The sequence below is a fragment of the Sinosporangium album genome, from assembly GCF_900100605.1.
GTDB lineage: Bacteria > Actinomycetota > Actinomycetes > Streptosporangiales > Streptosporangiaceae > Sinosporangium > Sinosporangium album.
Window position 1 is genome coordinate 32,785 of record NZ_FNCN01000022.1, and the last position, 15,086, is coordinate 47,870.

At 69.8% G+C, this 15,086-nt stretch carries 15 protein-coding genes; 8 read left to right on the top strand and 7 right to left on the bottom strand.

The genetic code is table 11. The features are described 5' to 3' along the window. Positions 1-17 precede the first annotated feature (17 nt). The 4 genes from BLQ73_RS21285 to BLQ73_RS21300 form a co-directional block, all read right to left on the bottom strand. The gene (locus BLQ73_RS21285) at positions 18-1,088 is read right to left on the bottom strand and encodes a DUF1702 family protein (RefSeq protein WP_093172597.1); all 1,071 of its coding nucleotides are present in this window, start codon (positions 1,086-1,088) and stop codon (positions 18-20) included. A 179-nt stretch (positions 1,089-1,267) separates the two neighbouring features. After that, positions 1,268-2,485, bottom strand: coding sequence for a prenyltransferase (locus BLQ73_RS21290; RefSeq protein ID WP_420820027.1), 1,218 nt, complete (start codon positions 2,483-2,485; stop codon positions 1,268-1,270). Continuing rightward, positions 2,482-3,195: a class I SAM-dependent methyltransferase gene (locus BLQ73_RS21295; RefSeq protein ID WP_093172599.1), complete on the bottom strand. Its 714-nt coding sequence runs from the start codon at positions 3,193-3,195 to the stop codon at positions 2,482-2,484. The genes BLQ73_RS21290 and BLQ73_RS21295 overlap by 4 nt, the downstream gene beginning before the upstream one ends. Positions 3,196-3,268: 73 nt before the next feature. Then, complete coding sequence (locus BLQ73_RS21300) at positions 3,269-4,519, bottom strand: glycosyltransferase family 4 protein (protein WP_245691238.1); 1,251 nt, start codon at positions 4,517-4,519, stop codon at positions 3,269-3,271. 262 nt (positions 4,520-4,781) lie between these two features. On the opposite strand from BLQ73_RS21300, the gene BLQ73_RS21305 reads away from it, so the two are divergent. Next, the gene (locus tag BLQ73_RS21305; protein WP_093172603.1) at positions 4,782-5,807 is read left to right on the top strand and encodes a GDP-mannose 4,6-dehydratase; all 1,026 of its coding nucleotides are present in this window, start codon (positions 4,782-4,784) and stop codon (positions 5,805-5,807) included. A gap of 70 nt (positions 5,808-5,877) precedes the next feature. Beyond that, positions 5,878-6,852 (top strand): DUF2332 domain-containing protein, encoded by a 975-nt coding sequence (locus BLQ73_RS21310; protein WP_093172707.1) that lies wholly within the window; start codon positions 5,878-5,880, stop codon positions 6,850-6,852. Between the two features lie 73 nt (positions 6,853-6,925). Here BLQ73_RS21310 and BLQ73_RS21315 read toward each other — a convergent pair whose 3' ends face one another. Continuing rightward, complete coding sequence (locus BLQ73_RS21315) at positions 6,926-7,615, bottom strand: TetR family transcriptional regulator (RefSeq protein WP_093172605.1); 690 nt, start codon at positions 7,613-7,615, stop codon at positions 6,926-6,928. Positions 7,616-7,798: 183 nt separating this feature from the next. Continuing rightward, positions 7,799-9,316 carry an RNA polymerase sigma factor gene (locus tag BLQ73_RS21320; protein WP_093172607.1) on the bottom strand — a complete coding sequence of 506 codons (1,518 nt, stop codon included), beginning with the start codon at positions 9,314-9,316 and terminating at the stop codon, positions 7,799-7,801. A 321-nt stretch (positions 9,317-9,637) separates the two neighbouring features. On the opposite strand from BLQ73_RS21320, the gene BLQ73_RS21325 reads away from it, so the two are divergent. From BLQ73_RS21325 to BLQ73_RS21340, 4 genes are read left to right on the top strand one after another with little or no spacing between them, the layout of a single operon-like run. Continuing rightward, a complete protein-coding gene (locus BLQ73_RS21325) occupies positions 9,638-10,819 on the top strand; it encodes an ABC transporter ATP-binding protein (protein ID WP_093172709.1) in 1,182 nt (393 codons plus the stop codon). Continuing rightward, a complete protein-coding gene (locus BLQ73_RS21330; RefSeq protein WP_176955582.1) occupies positions 10,812-11,474 on the top strand; it encodes an ABC transporter permease in 663 nt (220 codons plus the stop codon). Before BLQ73_RS21325 ends, BLQ73_RS21330 begins: the two co-directional genes overlap by 8 nt. Then, on the top strand, positions 11,471-12,154 hold the full coding sequence (locus tag BLQ73_RS21335; protein ID WP_093172609.1) for an ABC transporter permease: 684 nt from the start codon (positions 11,471-11,473) through the stop codon (positions 12,152-12,154). The genes BLQ73_RS21330 and BLQ73_RS21335 overlap by 4 nt, the downstream gene beginning before the upstream one ends. 38 nt (positions 12,155-12,192) lie before the next feature. After that, the gene (locus tag BLQ73_RS21340; protein WP_093172611.1) at positions 12,193-13,110 is read left to right on the top strand and encodes an ABC transporter substrate-binding protein; all 918 of its coding nucleotides are present in this window, start codon (positions 12,193-12,195) and stop codon (positions 13,108-13,110) included. A 152-nt stretch (positions 13,111-13,262) separates the two neighbouring features. Here BLQ73_RS21340 and BLQ73_RS35055 read toward each other — a convergent pair whose 3' ends face one another. Next, entirely contained in the window at positions 13,263-13,688 is a 426-nt protein-coding gene (locus BLQ73_RS35055; protein ID WP_218125952.1) for an ATP-binding protein, read from the bottom strand. Between the two features lie 225 nt (positions 13,689-13,913). Between BLQ73_RS35055 and BLQ73_RS21350 the strand changes: the two genes are divergently transcribed. Continuing rightward, on the top strand, positions 13,914-14,744 hold the full coding sequence (locus BLQ73_RS21350; RefSeq protein ID WP_176955583.1) for a helix-turn-helix domain-containing protein: 831 nt from the start codon (positions 13,914-13,916) through the stop codon (positions 14,742-14,744). Next, a complete protein-coding gene (locus BLQ73_RS21355) occupies positions 14,723-14,935 on the top strand; it encodes a DUF397 domain-containing protein (RefSeq protein WP_093172615.1) in 213 nt (70 codons plus the stop codon). Before BLQ73_RS21350 ends, BLQ73_RS21355 begins: the two co-directional genes overlap by 22 nt. The last annotated feature ends 151 nt before the right edge of the window (positions 14,936-15,086 follow it).

The following is a 15,086-nucleotide window of genomic DNA, read 5'->3' on the forward strand; positions in this document are numbered from 1 at the left end:
CCGGCGCGGACCGCGGGTCAGACGTCGGGACGGGTCTTGTCCCCGCGGGCCCACGCCCTGCGGATCCCCGCCCTCCATGCCTGGTAGTCGTCGTGGCTCGCGGGGCTCTCGCCCAGGGCCGCCAGGGACTCGTCGGCCCACGAGGCGGCCTCGTCGACCTCCACCCCGCACAGCACGGGGGCGGCCTCGGCCGTGTGCGGCGGGACGATCCCGGACCGGATACGCGCGGAGCAGGCGAAGACGCCGCCCTGGGCGAGATGCGCGCGGCATCCGTCGGCAGCGGCGTGCGCCGCCAGGGCGGCGAGTCCCTCCGCGTCGCACTGGCCGGCGTAGGTGGAGGCCAGCCCCACCCCGCTCCACAGGTCCGCCCGTCGGCCGGGCGGGAACTCGGCGATCCGCGCCGCGACGTCGTCCGGGCCGGCGCACTCGTGGAACCAGAGCATGCGGCCGAGTCCTTGATCCACCAGTGCTCGGTGGGCGCGGCTCATCGTGCGCGGCCTGCGCTGCGCCCCCACGGTGGCGTCGGTGGCGAAGAAGCCCTGGTGGAAGCCGTATCCGTCGTGTGCGAGCCAGCGCAGCAGGGGGTGGGCCGTCTTGATGCCCCACATCGGCCGGGCGCGCATCCGGGCGTAGCCCCAGCCGATGCCCACGTGGACGAGATGCGGATAGCGGGCCGCCGGGCCGTTCAGCAGTTCGCGGACGTGACGGCCGCCGGTGAGGGTGACGAGGTCGAGTACGGCCGCCGCCATGCCCGCGCCCTCGAACGCGAACCCGCGGAGGTCCTCCCGGAAATCCTCGATCGTCTCGGTCCGGCGGGAGATGAGCGCGTTGAATCCGGAGAGGAATGACCTGCCCGCCTCTTCAAGACCGCTGCGCGCCTCCTGCGGCCGGAGCTTGAACCGCCGCAGGCCGAAGTCCGTCTGGCCCAGATCCTGCAGGAGGAACCTGCGCGGGCCGCGGACCGTCGGCTCCGCCCGCTCCACCGGGGGCGCCTGCCGGGCCCGCCTCGCCTGCTCCGCCGCGGTGCGCCCGTCCTCGGGCTCCCCCGCCGCCTCGACTCCGGTGCCCAACGCTTCCGTGCTGCCCATTCAACCCCCGACCAAGACCCTCGTGGCCAGGCCGAACGTAATGAGCCATACAGAGCGGATCAAGCACGCCGCTCATGCCTCTATGCAAAGAATGGGGATAAGACAGCCTGCTCAGGAGGCGCGCGGGGATATGTCCGCGTGAAGGCTGGTGAATTGTCCGGATATAGACGTCGGCCGAGTCAGACGCGGCTCGGCGTCAGGTCGCAGCCGCACGCGCCCGGATCTGCCGCGCCGGTCGCGGCCCCGGTCGCGGCGCCGGCCGTGCCGACCGTGGCGCCGGTCGCGGTGCCGGCCGCGGCGCCGACTGTGCCGACTGTGCCGACTGCGTCCTGGCGGTCGTCGAGGCCGGCGTCCCGGAACAGGTCCGCCGCCCCGCTCGCGCCCGACAGGGCGTCGGCGGCCAGCACGACCGCGGCGGCGGTGTAGGCGGACTGCTCGTGGGGAAAGTGCCGCTCGTTCGCGAACTGCCAGCCGGTCCAGTACGACCCGTCCTCGTGGCGCAGGTGCTGCATGTCGGCGAACAGCGCGGTCGCGCGCTCCCGCTCCCCGATCGCCGCCAGCGTCAGCACCAGCTCACAGGTCTCCGCCCCGGTGACCCACGGCTGGTCGGCGACGCACCGGACACCCAGGCCCGGCTCCACGAACGCGCTCCACCCGGCGTCCAGCCGTTCCCGCGCCGCCGTGCCCCGGAGTGCGCCGCCGAGCACCGGGTAGTACCAGTCCATCGCGAACCTGCTCTTGTCGGCGAACGCCTCCGGGTGCGCCACCAGCACGTGGCGCAGCCGCGCCGCCGCGAGCTCCCAGTCGGGCTGCGGGTCGCCCACGCGCTCGGCGAGCAGTACGCCGCAGCGGAGCCCCTGATAGATCGACGAGCATCCGGTCAGCAGCGCATAGTCCGCGGCGGTGCCGTCCTCCCTGCGCTCCCACACCACCTCGCCCCTGGCGGTCGCCAGGCCGACGACGAACTCCAGCGCCGACCGCACGGCTGGCCACATCAGCCGGGCGAACCCCTCGTCGCCCGTCACCAGCAGCTCGTGCCACACGCCCACCGCGATGTAGGCCGCGTGGTTGGACTCGCCGCCCTTCTCGGTCGCCCTGCCGCCGACCAGCTTCATCGGCCAGGAGCCGTCGGCGCGCTGGTGGCGCGCCAGCCAGGCGTAGCCGCGGCGGGCCTCGTCGCGCAGCCCCGCCACCGACATGGCCATCAGGCATTCCACGTGGTTCCACGCGTCGACGTGGCCGCCGGGCCATGGCACGCCGCCGTCGGCCTCCTGGACGGCCGCGATGCTGCCCGCCGTACGGACGACCTGCTCGGCCGTCAGCACCCCCGGCACCCCCGGCACCCCCGGCACCTCCGGCACCGGTTCAGGCGCCGGGCGCTGCCCCGCGGACGTCACTTCGGCTTCCGGACGTACAGGACGACGCTCTTGCCGATCAGAGGGTTGAGCACCGCCTCGGCGGCGCGGGTCGCGGCCGGGCGCTTCATGATGTCCCAGACGAGGAGCCGGTGGTATGCCTTGGCCAGCGGGTTCTCGCCGTTGTCCACGCCGACCGCGCACTTGATCCACCAGTACGGCGAGTGCAACCCGTGGGCGTGGTGGTGCGGGCCGATCACCAGGCCGGTGGCCTTCAGCTTGGCCTTCAACTCCGCAAGCGTGTAAATGCGGATATGTCCGCCGGGGGCGGTGTGGTACTGCTCGGACAGCGCCCAGCAGATGCGTTCCGGCAGGAAGCTCGGCACCGTGACGGCGGCCGTCCCCCCGGGCCTGAGCACCCTGGCGATCTCGCGCATCGCCGCCATGTCATCGGGGATGTGCTCCAGCACCTCCGCGGCGATCACGTGGTCGAACGACCCGTCGGGGAACGGCATGTCGAGCGCGTCCCCCTTCACGGTCTCCCCGGTCGCCCCCTCGGGCACCTCCCCGGCCTCGCGCATCGCGGCGAACATGTTCGCCACCGTTTCCAGTTCGGCCACGTCCATGTCGAAGGCCACCACGTCCGCTCCCCGGCGCAGCACCTCGAAGGCGTGGCGGCCACCGCCGCACCCGAGGTCCAGAACCCGGTCGCCCGGTCCCACCGGCAGGCGGGCGAAATCGACGGTCAGCACGTACTGCTCCCTGGTTCTCGGCGGAGGGCTGCGGAGGGCTCTGGACGGGATCGCGCGTCCGCGGGCTCGGTGCTCAGCGGGCGCGGGCGCGGCGCATGCGGATGGCCTCACGGTAGGCGTCGACGGTGCGTTTGGCCACGACGTGCCAGGTGAACCGTTCCATGGCGCGGTCGTATCCCGCCCGGCCCACCCTCTCCCGCTCCTCGGGGGAGTCGTGGAGGCGGCGCAGCACCGCGGCCAGCTCCTCGGGGTCTCCAGGTCTCACCAGGATCGCCGCGTCGCCCACCACCTCGGGCAGGGCGCCCGTGCGCGAGGCCACGAGCGGGGTGCCGCAGGCCATGTGCTCCACGGCGGGCAGCGAGAACCCCTCGTAGAGCGAGGGGACCACGGAGATCTCCGAGGTGGCGATGAGCTCGCCGAGCTCGTCGTCGGAGATGCCGTGCACGAACGTGACGCGGTCGCCGAGCGCCAGCTCCCGCACGAGTGTCTCCGTCGGGCCGCCCGGCGTCGGCCTGCTCACCACGGTCAGTTTCACGTCGCGTTCGGTCGCGAGCTTGGCGACGGCGCGCAGGAGCGTCGCCACCCCCTTCATCGGCGAGTCCGCGCTGGCCACGGCGACGATCGACCCCTTGCGGCGGGGTTTGTCGGGGCGGGGGTGGAAGTAGCGGGTGTCCACGCCGAGGGGGATCAGCCGCATGTTGGACTGCGGCACGTTGAAGTCGCGGTGGATGTCGGCCAGGCTCGACTCGCTGACGGTCAGGATCGGGTTCAGGCGCGGCGCCACGTAGGACTGCATCCGTACGAAGCCATACCAGCGGCGCAGGCTCAGCCTCTTCCAGCCCTCAGCGGCCTCAAGCTCGATGCGCCGGTCCTGGCTGATGGGGTGGTGGATCGTGCCCACCAGGGGGAAGTGCTTCTGGATGCCGAGCAGGCCGTAGCCCAGGGTCTGGTTGTCCTGCACCACGTCGAAGTCGCCGACGCGCCGCGAAAGCTCGCGGCGCACGCGCAGCGAGAAGGTCAGCGGCTCGGGGAAGCCGGCCGACCACATCGTGCCGACCTCCAGCATGTCGATCCAGTCGCGGTATTCCGCGAGCTTCGGCGTGCGGAAGGGGTCGTCGTCGCGGTAGAGGTCGAGGCTCGGGACCTTGCGGAGGATCACGCCCTCGTCGAGCTCGGGGTACGGCTGGCCGGAGAACACCTCCACGTGGTGTCCGAGGGCGACGAGTTCGCGGCTGAGATGGCGCAGGTAGACGCCTTGGCCTCCGCAGGTCGGCTTGCTCCGGTAGGACAGCAGGGCAACCCGCAGCGACCCCTCGTCTGCCACGCTCGGCCCCTTTCTCACCCTGGCCGCGGTAGCCGCCCGGACAGGCATGTACCGTGAAAGATGGCCTTAGCCGCGAAGACTACCATCGAGTAGTTAGGAAGCGCCTAATGTGGAATTGTTCCTCATGTCACGTTTCCCTTGTGTCAACTGGGAAGTCATCCTCACCGAGCGCTGCTCGGTGAAACCTGTTCTAGTCAAGCCTCGGCTCTGACCTGACCGGGTGAGGAGGATACTTCTGCGCGTGACGAGTGTTGGAGGACCCGTGAGCAGGCGTGCGCTCATCACCGGCATCACCGGGCAGGACGGTCTCTATCTGGCCGAACACCTGCTGAGCGAGGGCTACGACGTCTGGGGCCTCATCCGGGGGCAGGCCAACCCGCGCGTGTCGCGCCTGCGCCGCCACCTCCCCGATGTGCGGCTCGTCCGCGGAGACCTGCTCGACCAGGGCTCCCTCATCTCCGCCGTCGAAAAGGCCGCGCCCGACGAGGTCTACAACCTGGGCGCCATCTCCTTCGTCCCCATGTCCTGGGAGCAGGCCGAGCTCACCGGCGAGGTCACCGGCATGGGCGTGCTGCGCATGCTGGAGGCCATTCGGGTGTGCTCCGGCGTGTCCTCCACCCGCACCGGCGCGCAAGGACAGATCCGCTTCTACCAGGCGTCCTCCTCCGAGATGTTCGGCCAGGTCCGGGAGACCCCGCAGAACGAACGCACCCCGTTCCACCCGCGGTCGCCGTACGGCGTCGCCAAGGCGTACGGCCACTTCCTCACCCAGAACTACCGCGAGTCCTACGGCATGCACGCCGTCTCCGGCATCCTGTTCAACCACGAGTCGCCCCGCAGGGGCACCGAGTTCGTCACCCGCAAGGTCACCCTCGGCGCCGCGCGCATCAAGCTCGGCCTCGCCGACGAGCTGCGCCTGGGCAACCTCGAAGCCCGGCGCGACTGGGGCTACGCCGGCGACTACGTGCGCGCCATGCACATGATGCTCCAGACCCCCACCCCCGAGGACTACGTCATCGGCACCGGGCGCACCCACACCGTGCGCGAACTCGTCCAGGCGGCCTTCGCCGCCGCCGGCCTCGACTGGGAGCGGCACGTCGTCGGCGACCGCTCCCTCCACCGGCCCGCCGAGGTCGACCTGCTCTGCGCCGACCCCAAGAAGGCCCGCGCCCAGCTCGGGTGGGAGCCGTCGGTGTCGTTCGAGGAGCTCATCGCCATGATGGTCGAATCGGATTTGCGCCTGCTTGCCGACGGAGGGGAGCCCGACCAGGACTCCTCCTGGCCGTGAACCCGGCCCGACGACCTGTCCGCATAACATGTTCTACTTCGGGGAGCGACCTGATCCCGAGGTGGTGCGCATGAACGACGTGCAGAGGACGGCCCGGCAGTATCGGCGCTTCGGGGAGGTGCACGTCCAGGATTCCTCACCGCTCTATCGGCGCCTTTCCGTGGCGGTGTCCGAGGACGAGACGCTGCTGGAACTCCTGGCTGGACTTCCGCGTGAGAAACGCCAGCCGAATCTGCTTCTCGGGGCGGTGCGCTTTCTCCGGGGAACCACGCCGGAATATCCGGAGTTCCGGGAATTCGTCCTTGAGCGGCGTGACGAGGTGATCGACGTTGTCATGCGCCGCCGTACCCAGACCAACGAGCCCGCGCGCTGCAGCGCCCTGCTGGCCGTCCTCGCGGGGCTTCCCGGGCCGTTCGCGCTGCTGGAGGTGGGCGCGTCGGCGGGCCTGTGCCTGATCCCCGACCGCTACTCCTACGACTACGACGGCCATGTCGTCGGCCCGGCGGACGCGGCGGTGATGATCCGCTGCTCCGTGGCCGGGAACCCGCCGCTCCCGGAGGCCCTTCCGAATGCCCTTCCGAACGTGGTCTGGCGGGCGGGGATCGACCTCAACCCGCTGGACGTGAACGACGACGAGGAGATGCGCTGGCTGAAGGCGCTCATCTGGCCCGAGCACGAGGAGCGGCGCGCCCGCTTCGCCGCCGCCGTGGAGGTGGCCCGCGCCGACCCGCCGAGGATCGTCCGGGGAGACCTCAACACCACGCTGGACAGACTCGCCGCCGACGTGCCGGACGGCGCGACGCTGGTTGTCTACCACTCGGCGGTGCTGATGTATCTCGACCAGGCCGCCCGCGACCGCTTCGAGGCGCAGGTGACGGCCCTCCCCGGCCACTGGGTCTCACAGGAGGACCCGGAGACCATGCCCGGATTGACCGAGCGGCTGCCGGGCGGACCCCCCAAGCGCCCCGTGTCGTTCGTGGTGGCCCTCGACGGCGAGCCCGTCGCCCTGGCGGGCGGGCACGGAGGCTGGCTGGAGTGGCTGTGATCGCGCCCGAGCCGCGACCGAGGGGACAGGGGCGCGGGCGAGTGTACGGCATGGGCCCGGCCGGGCCCGTCGCTCAGAAGTCGATCAGCAGCCGCGCGGCGGCGATCTCGATGCGGCTCTGCACCTGGTCATGGGTGCGCCGGCCGCGGAGCATCTCCAGCAGCTCGCACACCCAGATGCCGGCCAGTGAGCCCGCGACGGCGACCTGCTCCTCCGTGGCGTCCTCGGTGGTCAGCCCGCCCGCGGCGACCCGCAGCAGCAGGCCGGTCACGCGGTCGCCGAACGGGGCCTCCACCTCGGCCATGATCAGGGAGCGGATGAGGGCGTCGGCCAGCTCGGGCTCGCGCATGAGCGAGCGTGTCGCGCGCATCAGAACATCGACGGCACGCCCCGCGGGCGTGGTCGAGCCGGGAGGCCGGCGCGCGATGCTCTCTTCGAGCAGGTCGAGCTCCTCGCTCACCACGGCGACCACAAGGTCCATCTTCGAGGGGAAGTAGCGGTAGAGCGTGCCGAGCGCGACGCCGGCCCGCTCGGCGACCGTGCGCATCTGCATCGCCTCGACCCCGCCGCGCGAGGCCAGCGCCGCGGCGGCCTGGATGATGCGTTTGCGCCGCTGGTGCTGGCTGCGGGTGCGCACGCCGGCGCCGCCGGTCGCGTGATGGCTCTCCACCTGGGTCACCTCTGGCTCGTCGGACAGCGCGGCGGAGCCGGGATGCGGGCGGGCGCCCTTCGGCTGTGCGGTGGTCGAACGCGGTGTCCGCATGAGAACACGTTATCTGACCGGTGACCCCCCGCGCTTGTTACTCGCGAGTCACTAAGAATGCGTGTCCATGCATGTCTTTTGGGTAATGCGACCTGCTCTCAAGAGGGTTTTCTCTCTGTTCGACGACAGCGAATTGGAATCTGTTCTAGTTCTCTGAACGTGCCGTGCGGCCCGCTTGGGGGCTCACGGGTTGACGATCATGGGGACGGAGAAGAACACGATCAACGCGATGGCGATGCAGATGGCGAATCCGATGATCTCCCACGTCCAGTCGAAGCGGTGCTCGCCCGGCTTGAGGGGCTTGCCTCTCCGGGAGCGGGCGCGGGAGGACCGGTGGAGCGGTCCCTCCGGTGCGCCGGGCCTGACCTGCTCGGCGGCGCCGTCCTTGGCCGCCGCCTCCTCGGCCGCTCGCGGTCCGGGGGCGGTCGCGGCGGACGGCGCGCCGGGCGCGGTGTGGCGTGCGTGCGCGCTGGTGTTGTCAGGTGCCGAGGGGGACTGCGCCGCCGCGAGCTCATGCTCTTGCGGCGGAAGGATGTAGACGGGCGGAGTGAACAGCGACGCGGAGGGCGCGGCCCGGCCGCTCGGCGCGACTCCGGGGGGTGGGGCGGCGCTGTCCGGTGCGTCGAGGACGTCGGCCGGCACGGGCGCCGACAGCACGAAGGGGCGGCCGGGCCCGGGAGTGTCCGAACCGACGGGGGCCGATCCGACGGGGGCCGATCCGACCGGGGCCCACCCGACCGGGTCGGGGAGCGGGTCGGGCTTGCGATGGCGTGCCCGAGGAGCTGGCTGGTGCCGCCGGTAGCCGAGCGGGTCGCGCTCGGTGTAGCGCGGCAGGGGTTCGGTGGCGGCGTCGTGCCGGAAGGCGCGCGGGAACGGCGGAGGGATCACCAGGTCGGCGGGGAACAGCGCGGTGCTGGTGGCAGGGTCGTTGTCGCTCAGCGGGAGCGGCCAGACGGCCGTCGTCGGCCACAGGCTCTTGACGTACACCGAGCTGCGCGGAGGGAAGGGGGCCGCGGGACGCGTCCCGCCCACGCCACCGTGACCTGCGGCACTGCCCCCCGCAGCACTGCCCCACGCGGCGCGGTCGCCTACGGCGCTGCCGCCCAGGGCGCGGAGGAGTTCGGCGCGCAGATACGCCGGGGGAGCGCTCCAAGGAAGACAGGCGAGGGTGTCCCGGATGGAGGCCACGCCGAGTGCGCCGTAGATCTCGGCGACCCGCTGGGGAAGCCGCGGGGTCGCCGCCGCGGAGGTGAGGGCCGCCGTGACCGCCTGGGTGAAACTGTGGCAGGCGCTCAGCGTGAGCTCGTCGGCGGTGTCCGAGGCCACGTCCAGCACCCAGCCGAGTTCCCCGGTGGTGAGCCCGCACACGATCGTGAGCAGCAGCACCTCGCGCTGGTGCGGGCGGAGTTCGGCGAGGGTGCGTTCGACGAGGGCGTTGGCGGGGTCGGCGAGCGGGTCGACGGTGGTGGGGGCGCGCACGACGTCGCGGCGGAGGATCTCGCGCCGGGCAGCGGCATAGAGGCTCGCGCGGGGAGGTTCGGCCGGAGGGAGGTTGGCGAAGACGGCGAGGAGGGCTTCGGCGGCGGTGTCGGGGTCGCCGAGTTGGTCGAGGCAGTAGGCGAAAAGGCCGGTCCCATGCCGGTCGTAGAGCTCGGCGATGAGATCGCCGCGGGATCGCCGACCGGTGAGCGGATGAGCCACCGAGACCTCCGGTTCGGGCGCGGGACGTGCGGGTGCCCATGGGGCGAATGTGGAACAAGGGCCGGAACGTAAGTTAGGCAACCTGGGGTAATCATGCCAAGTCAAGGGGGTTCACGCATCTCTGGATACCCATTTGATAGAAAGTCCTGCTAAGTGATCATTCGAATCTTCTGGGACGTGGCATAAATCCCAAAGCTTGATGCTTGGGGGTGAGGGCGGCACTCGCGGGGAGATGTCCCGTAGGGTGGTCTGTCTGGGCAGATCGTGATGGCGGTCGTGGCGGGGGCCGCGGCTCTGGGGGCGAGGAGCGCGAGGTCGCACGTGATCACATTCGACGGCGTCACCAAGCGCTACGCCGACGGCACGGTCGCCGTGAACGATCTCCACCTGGAGATCCCCACGGGCGAGATAACCGTCTTGGTGGGCCCTTCCGGATGCGGCAAGACCACATCGCTGCGCATGGTCAATCGAATGATCGACGCGTCCGAAGGAAAGATCCTCCTCGACGGCGTGGACGTTCAGACAATCGACCCGCCCACCCTGCGGCGCGGCATTGGATATGTCATCCAACAGGCGGGGCTGTTCCCGCACCGAAAGATCGTCGATAACGTCGCGACGGTTCCCTACCTGCTCGGCTGGGACAAGAGAAAGGCCCGGACCCGGGCCATGGAACTGCTGGAGCGCGTCGGCCTCGACGCCGGGCTCGCCGAGCGCTACCCCTTTCAGCTCTCCGGCGGTCAGCAGCAGCGCGTCGGCGTGGCCCGCGCGCTGGCCGCCGACCCGCCCGTGCTTCTCATGGACGAGCCGTTCAGCGCCGTCGACCCCGTAGTCCGCGCAGACCTCCAGGACGAGCTGATCCGGCTGCAGAACGAGCTCAACAAGACCATCGTCTTCGTCACGCACGACATCGACGAGGCCGTCAAACTCGGCGACCGCGTCGCCGTCCTGCGCGTCGGCGGCACGCTCGCCCAGGTGGACGACCCCGAGACGATGCTGGCGCGGCCGGCCGACGACTTCGTGCGCGAGTTCCTCGGCGGGGACCGGGGCATCCGCCGGCTGTCCTTCGTTCCCGCCGACCTGCCGCTGCGCGGTGACCTGACCGTGCCGATCGACGCGGAGGTGTCGGAGGCGGCGGGTGCCGCGGCGTCCTCCGCGGTGTCCTGGCTCGCGGTCGTCGACGGCGAGGGCAGGCCGAGGGGCTGGGTCTCCACCGAGGGCCTGCCGCCGGCGGGGAAGGTGGCGGACCTGCGGCTTCTGCCGTACGGAACGTTCGAGGTGAACGGCGGGTCGCTGCGATCGGCGCTGGACGCGGCGCTCCTGGCGCCGTCGGGGTGCGCCATCGCGGTCGACGCGGACGGAAAGGTCGCGGGGGTGGCCACCCGGGAGGAGCTGGCCCGCGCCACGGCCAAGGTCGCGGCCGACGGCGCCGCGCAGCCCGCACCGGCAGAACAGGCCGCACAGTCCGAACAGGCCGTACCGGCGGAAGGCGCGGGGCGTGGATGAGGAACCACTGATCCGCTGGGACTGGATCGGGCGCAACTGGCCCAACATCCAGTCCCTGCTCGCCGACCACGTCGTCATGGCCGTGCTTCCGGTCGTCTTCGCGCTGCTGATCGCGCTGCCGCTCGGGCTGGCGAGCGTGCGGTGGCGGTGGCTCTACCAGCCGACGGTCGGCGTCATGAACGTCGTCTACTCCCTGCCGTCGCTGGCGGTCTTCATCGTGCTGATCCCCGTCACCGGGCTGGCGGAACGCGCCACCGTCATCGTCCCGCTGACGTTCTACGCCCTCGCCGTACTGATCCCGGCCGTGGTGGACGGGGTGGCCTCGGTGCCGGCGCATGTGCGCCAGTCGGCGGTGGCGATGGGCTTCCGGCCGCTGCGGCGGCTGGTGTCGGTGGAGCTGCCGATCGCGGTGCCCGTGGTGCTGGCCGGGGTGCGCGTGGCGACGGTGTCCAGCATCAGCCTGGTCAGCGTGGGCGCGCTGGTGGGCAGGGGAGGGCTCGGCTACCTGTTCATCGACGGGTGGCAGCGGCAGTTCCCGACGCCCATCGTGGTCGGCATCGTGCTGGTCGTGCTTCTCGCGGTGGCCGCCGACGGCCTGCTCGTGGCCGCTCAGCGGGTGCTGACGCCCTGGTCGAGGGCGAGGCGGGCCGCGTGAACTGGCTCATCGAATTCTTCACCGACCCGGCGAACTGGTCGGGCTCGTCCGGCATTCCCGTGCGGCTGCTGGAGCACCTCGAATTCTCCGCCGCCGCGCTCCTGCTGTCCGTGCTGATCGCGGTGCCGCTCGGCCTGTGGGTCGGGCACACCGGCAAGGGCGCGCTGTTCGTCGTCGTGTCGGCCAACGCGGCACGGGCTCTTCCGACGCTGGGCCTGCTGGTGCTCATCGTCCTGCTCATGGGGGTCGGAACCACGCTGCCGGTGCTCATCCCGCTGGTGGCGCTCGCCGTACCGCCCATCCTCGTCAACACCTACGAGGGCATCCGGGGCGTCGAGCACGACCTGCGCGACGCCGCGTACGGCATGGGCCTGCGTGGCGGCCAGGTGCTGCTGCGGGTGCTGGTGCCGGTCGCGCTGCCGCTGATCCTGCTCGGCGTGCGCGTCGCGGCCATTCAGGTGGTCGCGACCGCGACGGTGGCGGCCTATGTCGGCCTCGGCGGCCTCGGCCGCTACATCATCGACGGCCTGGCGACCAAGGACTTCCCCAGCACGATCGGGGGAGCCGTACTGGTCGCCCTTCTCGCGCTGGCGGTGCAGCTCATGTTCACCCTGCTCGGTCGAATGGTGGTTTCACCTGGTGTACGGCCTGCCGTGAGGGAACGCTTGAAGGCTGGGTAATCTCCCTATTGCCTGCCGTTTTAGAAGGGAAATGCACGATGAGACGAATGATCGGCGTGCTGGCGCTCGCCCTGGCCTCCGCGCTCTCACTGTCCGCGTGCGGTGGCGGCGACCCGCTCAACACCACCGCGACGCAGACCCCGGAGAGCGGCGGAGGTACGGCCAAGGCCGGCAAGGTCGTCGTCGGATCGGCGAACTTCCCGGGGAGCGTCCTGATCGGCTCGATCTACTCGCAGGCGCTCCGCGCCAAGGGCGTCGAGGTCGAGGAGAAGTTCAACATCGGCAGCCGCGAAATCTACTATGACCAGGTGAAGAGCGGCGGCCTGACCATCATGCCGGAATACATCGGCTCACTCCTCGCCTACGTCGACAAGTCCGCGCCCACGGGCACCAAGGAGCAGACCGTCGAGGCCCTCAAGGGTAAGCTCCCGGCGGAGCTCGCCGTCCTCACACCCGCCGCCGCGGAGGACAACGACTCCCTCACCGTGACGAAGGCGACGGCGGACAAGCACAAGCTCACCTCGATCGAGGACCTCGCCGCGGTCGCCAAGGACTTCGCCGTGGGCGGTCCCCCCGAGTTCAAGACCCGCCAGGAGCAGCGGCTCAAGGACGTCTACGGCCTTGAGTTCAAGGAGTGGGAGCCCACCGGCGAAACCACCGCCGACGCGCTCAAGAGCGGCACCATCCAGGTCGGCAACGTCTTCACCGCCGACCCCAAGCTCGCCGCCGGCGACCTGGTCGCCCTCAAGGACACCAAGGCCGTGTTCGGGTCCAACAACATCGCCCCCCTCGTCCACAAGGCCGGAGTCGGCGAAGCCGCCACGGCGGCGCTCGACGCCGTGTCCGCCAAGCTCGACACGGCGGCGCTGCTCGGCATGATGAAGCGCGTCGCGATCGACAAGGACGACCCGCCGACGGTCGCCAAGGAGTGGCTGGTGGGCAACGGCCTGCTGTAGTAACACCCGGGCAGTGACACCCGCGCGCGGCGGCACGGGAAGCGGTGCCGCCCGTCGCGGTGACCCTGACTTGGGAACGGCAGGCCAGGGGTTCGGTTCCCCTCATCGTCCCAGCTCAGGAGTCCCTTGCGATACTGCAACGGGTCCTTTCGCTAACAGGAAGCGGCACGCAGCTCGCACCACACCGTCCGACCGAGGCCCTGGCCGCAGGAGTAGCTTCCCCAACGTCCTTCCGATAGGGCATGGACAATCTGAAGTCCGCGGCCATGCTCGGACTCATCGGTTGGCGGTCTCTTGTGGGGCGTGCTGAAGAGCGAACCGGAGTCGGTCACCTCAACGCGGTAGAACTCATCCTTCTGGCACAAGGCCACCTGAATGAGGTCTCCAGGTTCGGCGCAGTCGGCATGCCTGACAGCGTTCGACACCAGCTCGGATACCACGAGCCCAATGGTCTCCCACGCCGGATTCGAAGAACCGATCCACCTTGACATCTCCCGGCGCGCGAGACACGGTGCCTGGTTGCTGCAAGGTATCCACACCGCTCCGAGTCGCACCTGGTCTGATTGCGAAAGCGTCATGCTTACCGCCTAGTCGCCTTTGTCCTAAAGAAAGCACATCCGCATCCAGCGTCAGCCTCGTTTTTGAGTGTCCGAACGTTGGGCTCTTGGGGGTCCCGGGGGTTGCGGACTCTTCTTAGCCTGTTGTCCGGAAGGTATTTTGGGAGCAGTTTCAGGCGGACATTCGTCCGGCAACTTGTCGCACTGATGAGTGTTGGATACGTCGGATACGTCGATCGGAGTCGCATGCCTGCGCCACGTACGCTCGACCCCAACGCCAGCAGAGCTGCCGCATTCGGCGCTGAGCTGCGGCGACGAAGAACAGAAGCACAGCTCACCCAGGACGAGCTCGGCCTGCGTGCCGGGTACTCCGGCAGCCAGGTCGGGGCGGTGGAAGTGGGGAAACGCTCTCCCACTCCGGAGTTCATCGGGGGCTGCGAGAAGGCCCTCGGACCCGGAATACGAGAGTTCTGGGCGTCTCTGTCGGGCCACCGGGACAAGGCGCCTCGCTGGTTCACCCCGTGGATGACCGAGGAAGAGCAGGCATCCGCGATCATTACCTGGGAACCGTTGGTGGTGCCGGGGCTTCTTCAAACCGAGTCGTACGCCCGGGCTCTCTTGAAAGCGGAACGCCGATATGGCGAGGAGGAGATCCAGGCCCTTGTCGAAGCGCGGCTGGCCAGGCAGCAGATCCTCACCCGCACCAAGCCTCCTCGCTACCTCGTCCTGCTCGACGAGGGAAGTCTCAGCAGGCCGATCGGCGGAGCAGAGGTCATGGCCGAGCAGTTGCGTCGGCTTCTGGAGGCGACGCGGGCCCCACACGTCACCATCCAAATTGTCCCGCTTGGCGCCAATCCCGGGCTTAGTGGCGCTATCGTCGTGGCTCACGCGGCCAACGCGCAGCGTCACACGGTCTACCTTGAAACCGCTGCGGAACCCGTGGTGACGAGTGCCCCGGAGACGGTTGCCACAGTTACCGTGAAGTTGGATGCCATCAGGGCAGGTGCTTACCCCCTGAACGCGTCGATCGAGTTCATCGGGAAGGTGTTGGAGAGATGGACCTCAGGGCCGAACTAGAAACGGCGGCCTGGCGTAAGGCAACTAAGTCCACAGGCAATGGCGGCAACTGTATTGAGGTCGCCCCGCTCTCTGGGGGGCGTGTTGCCATCCGCGACACAGAGGCTCCTGAGCTCGCTCCTTACGTTGTGCGAGCCGAAGTGTGGGAAGCATTCACAGACAGGGTAAAGAAGGGCGAATTCGACTTCTAGCTTCGTCCAAAGTGAACCAGACCCCCGCACCGCCAGGTCAGGGGTCTTCTAGTTGCAGGCGCGGACTTGTCCGTCATCCGACAGACAAACCCCACATCTGGCGGAGAGGTCTGACTGGGCCTAGCGTTGAAAGGCAATCAGCTTTTTCCTA